Source organism: Kitasatospora sp. NPDC059648 (assembly GCF_042734825.1).
Lineage (GTDB): Bacteria > Actinomycetota > Actinomycetes > Streptomycetales > Streptomycetaceae > Kitasatospora.
The window spans coordinates 1-4,586 of the sequence record NZ_JBHWDU010000186.1 but is presented as its reverse complement, the minus strand read 5'-3'; the positions used below and the strand labels follow the sequence as shown (position 1 = coordinate 4,586).

Here is a 4,586-nt window from a genome sequence, read left to right as displayed (position 1 = left end):
GACGGCGGCCGAACCGCCGCCATCCGTAGGGGGGATGCGGCGGAGAAACAGTGAGCTCCGGCAGCAGAGGCTGCCGGAGCTCACTGTTCGTCAGGTACTCGGACGGGGTGGGATTCCGATGTCCGCGCCGGTCTCGGAAGAGGTGGCGATCCTAGATCGTCGGTGGGGCGGTGTAGGTGTAGGCGAGGTTGTTGCTGGTGCCTCCGGGGGTGGTCACCGTGACCTGCACCGTGCCCGAGCCCGCCGGCGCCGTCGCGGTGATCTGCGTCGCCGAGACCACCGTGAACGACGGGGCGGCAACGGCATCGAACCGCACCGCCGTTGCTCCCGGGAACCCGGAGCCGGTCAGCGTCACCACCGCCCCCGCCGCCCCCGCCGCCGGACTGACCGAATCGATCACCGGAATATTGTGATCAATCATGACTTGCCCCATAGGTTGTACAGTCTCCGAGGTGACGGATGTCGTGCGTGCGCGAGGCGCCTGGAGCGTCGGCTATCCGCCCGGGGGCACGACGGGCGCCGAGGCGGGGAGCCCCGGCCGACGGAGGGAACATCGACCGGGGCTCGTCAGGGGTGGTGAGCCGGGGCTTGTGCCGAGGCCCGACCGCCGCGTCGAGCAAGGGCGCGGGCCGACGGTCAGCAGAGTCCGGGCGGCGGGACGCGGGTGAGCGGCTCGCCCGGGTCCCCTCGGTGGTGAATCCCCCGGGTCCCGAGTGATCGGCACGACGACGCTCGGCCCAGCGGCGCGCTCGTCGTCCGACTCGTGGGCAGTCGAGCTACGACGTGGTCTGACGCTATGACAAGTGGCCCGGCAGTGCCGTTGACCCACATGAGCCCTCACGGTACGGCCTGTTCGCCCCCGTGGAGGAGTTCACCGCCGTTTGCCCGGGTCGCCGTGGTCGGGACGCCTGTCCTTGCGGCCGCAACGCCGCTCTCGGCCGTTCCGCCCCCGGCGCCGCCTGCGCTGTCCACGGACGGACTCGGCCGAGCGCATCCTGCTGGAATCCGGCTCGAAAACCTGGCCGTGGGGGGCTGGGGTCATGCGTTCCGTCGTCGACGGCTCGCGCGCGGGCTGACTTCCTGCCACCACCGTGGGTAAGTACCACCCCAACAGAAGCCCCCAGCTCCACAGCGCTGACGTCGTCGTTCGACGGTACGAGGAAGAGGAGTCGGCAGACCGTCCGGTCGCCGCATCCAGTACCTTTCGGAACCTTTGGATTGCTTGCATGACGCCTCCTGGCGTATGTAAGCCGCCGCATCTGCCGGCACCGCTGAGGCGGCGCCGGCAGATGGATCCAGATCCTCCACGGGGGTGCCCATCGCGAGCCGGACGCCACCGCCGCCTGAAGCACGGCGGGCGCCGGCTGCACGTTCCCCCGGGAGGGATGGGCGGCCCGCCGGTTGGATACAGAAAAGTAATCCAGAGCGGTGAAATCGGGACAAGCCTTTTGGTCCGCATTCACCCGCTTGGCGCAGTGTCCGACGATCTTCCGCAATCCGGAAAACGGCCTGCGCCATAGCGTCACGGCTGAGGCTGATCAGCGAAATCAGACCTGCCCGTGCTGGATTTGCGTGCTTATTCCTCACCCGGCAGAGATCGCGACTTCCGTGTCCGCGGCCAAGAGACGGCTCGGCCGCGGATGGACGGAATTCCCCACCCTCTGCCGTTCGGAATTGCTCGATCCCAGCCCGGACGCACCGCGCCAAGCCTCCGGCCGGGGCTCGGAGGCCGGGCACGATCGACACCCGAGCGGCCGCCGTCTCCGCTCTCGTGGAAGTGAATCTCTGGAGTCGCGCCCCCGCGGCGGACGCCGACCCAGGACGGCTGCTCGGTCCCATCCAAGTCGCAACCACCGGAAGCTGGTTCATCGGCCGACCCGGCGCACCGACGGTGACGCTGCCGCCGTGAAGTCCCGCGGTGCCGTCGCCCGCCAGTGTGGACCGAAGCCGACGACCTCGCGTGCGCGGGTCCGGATCACGGCGACCCGCTGCACCTGGGCGTGCTCCGCGGCGGGTTCGCCGCCCTCCCCGAACCGTCCGGGAGCGGGCTCGGACGGGCCGTACCGTCGGACGCTCTGCGGGCCGGGCCGGGGCGAGGCGGCCGCCCGACTCTCCCCATCTGTCGGTCGGTCTGCTTCTTCCCTCCTCCCTTTTCCCCATCGCGGGATCTCCTGCGGGCGGACCGGAAGAAGAGTGGACAGAGTCGGAACGGAGCCGGAATGCGCGAAACTCCCCTGACGGCGCTTCAAGCGAGTCCACCTCTGCACGCCGGCACGGTCAGCGACAGCCGCTCATAAGGGCCGGTCACCGACGAAAGTACAAACGCCCGGCCCACGGCCGGAATCCCGACGCGGGCGGCGACGTCCGGCACGCCGTAGCCGTGAACGCCGTGCGTGGTCCCCGGTCGATCGCGGCGCGCATGACCGGGCTTCGTCATGGCCCGGCGTGCCGGGAACGTCATCCGGCAGTCCATCGGGCAACAGCCGAATGCGTGTCACCTGTCCCCGGTCTCCTGCACCGGCACGGCACGGCTCGTCCTGACGCTCCGGGAATCCAGCGCACTGGCGCCCGGCTCGGGATCACGGCCGTTCTCGTGCCACGCCCCAAAGGGCCGTTGAGCTTGGGCGAACGCCCCGTCCTTCTGCCGGGCGGAGCATCCGTCGGCGGTTCCCATGGAGCCAAGTCGCGCGGGAAGTGGCGCCTGGAGCGCCCGCCGGTGTGCTCGACGTACCGGATCGCTTCCGGGACGCGGCGGGGGGCAACGCCCGTCTTCCGACTCAGATCCCCGGGATCGAGAGGTATTGGAACGGGGTCACGGCGGTCGCGCTTCCGGCCGCGTTGGTGACCGTGATGTCGGCGGTCCGGCGGCCCCGTCGGCGGTGGGCGGTGCGACGGCGGCGATGGTGGTGTCGTTGATGACGACGAACGAGGCCGACCGGCCACCGAAGGTGACCGACTCGGTGCTGCTCAGGGAGGTGCCGGTGATGGTCACCGCGGTGCCGCCGGAGGCCGGGCCCGAGGTGGGAGCGAAAGCGGTCACGGTGGGCACGTCCACGTAGGTGTAGGTGAAGCCGTTGTTGGTTCCGCCCGCGGTGGTCACACTCACTCCGACGGATCCGACCGCCGTGCCCGCGGGCACGGCGACAGTGATGGCGCTGTCGCTGACGACGGTCGGCGTGGCGGTGTTGGCCCCGAAGTGCACCGCGGTGGCGGTCGACAGCCCGGTACCCGTGATGGTGACGACGTTGCCGCCCGCCAGCGGCCCGGAGGTGGCGCTGAGCGCGCCTTGAACGGCGCGCCGACGTAGTAGAAGTTCAGCGGGTTGCTGGTGCCGCCCGGGGTGGTCACGGTCACCTGGACCACCCCGCTGCTGGAGGGGGTGGTGACGGTGACCGAGGCGGCCGTGTTGGCGGTGATGGTGGCCGGCTTGGAGCGAAGTGCACGGCCGTGGCCCCACCGAGGTTGGTGCCGGTGATGACGACGGTCTGTCCGCCGCTGGTCGATCCCTGGTTGGGGGAGATGGGCACGACTGCCTCCTTGAGCGGGTGAGGTGAACCGCGCACCGTGCGTGCCCAGGAAGAGTCACAGCCACGCGCGGTGCGGTTCGGACCAGGCCCCGGCGAGGACGAACCGGACGTGGCCGAGGCGGTGAACCGGGCGCCGGCGGGCCGGTCCACGTGGGTGGCCGGGCTACTTCCGGGCGTGAGGGCGAGACGGCCCTGGATGACTGTCGCCGGTCGCGGGGGCGGGCGGATCGTTCACGCCTCTGCCAGGAGAACCCACGGCGCTACCGGTAGTGACCGGCCATACGGCAGGCCGACGCCCCACTCCCGGAGAGGATGGGCGACCCACCGGATTGGACGCTCCTAGTAATCCATTGAGATGACAAGCGCGCAATGAGCTGACGCCAAATCATCCGATCGGCGGCAGGTGCTGCCGGGGAGCGCGGCCCGTCTCCGGCGATCGGTCTCGCTTCCCGCTGGTGACGCCAGGGCACCCCCGGTTGGTTACGCCGGTTCGTACGACGGCGGTGGTGACGGAACGTCGGAGCCTGCGTCAGCGTCGTTGACCCACCCGGAAGGCGGGGCCTCCCCGCCGAAGCCGTCGGCCGCGCCCGCAGGGCGGCTCCCTGACAGCCGGGGTGCGCTTCTGATGTGGGGCGCGGAACCCTGCGAAGTGTCAACCGTCGCTGACACCGGCCTGGTTGGCGTCGAGCATGGGAGCAGACGGGGGGCGCGCGGATGAGCACGCACACCGGCATATGCCAGCGACATCCGTTGAGCGGCGGCACCGGCAGGGCGACCGTCCGGGGATCCGTGCCCAGGTGAACCCCGGCACGCTGAGCACAGGCGTGCGACGGGCAGCCAGACGCATGTTTGGCCCGGAATTCCGGGGAGAACCGCGAGCACTCTCGCTCCCGCAAAGGTCTATGCCAGTCTGCCTGCGTAGCAAGCTTTGCGAAAATTGTTAAGCGCTCAACGGCCGGGATCTGGCCACTGTTTGGCTGATCCGTGCCCGCGGCTTGACACGGCATGCGCGGGGCCTCTGCCAATTGACTGCCGGGTTATTCGCTCACTCAAATTGTG

General features: G+C 70.0%; 1 protein-coding gene and 1 pseudogene. Both read right to left on the bottom strand.

Features of this window, described 5'->3' with window-relative positions; all coding sequences use genetic code 11:
* Positions 1-151: 151 nt before the first annotated feature.
* Positions 152-433, bottom strand: coding sequence for an IPT/TIG domain-containing protein (locus ACFV1W_RS40110; RefSeq protein WP_380422463.1), 282 nt, complete (start codon positions 431-433; stop codon positions 152-154).
* Between the two features lie 2,344 nt (positions 434-2,777).
* A pseudogene (locus ACFV1W_RS40105) lies at positions 2,778-3,527 on the bottom strand (IPT/TIG domain-containing protein).
* Positions 3,528-4,586: the final 1,059 nt, after the last annotated feature.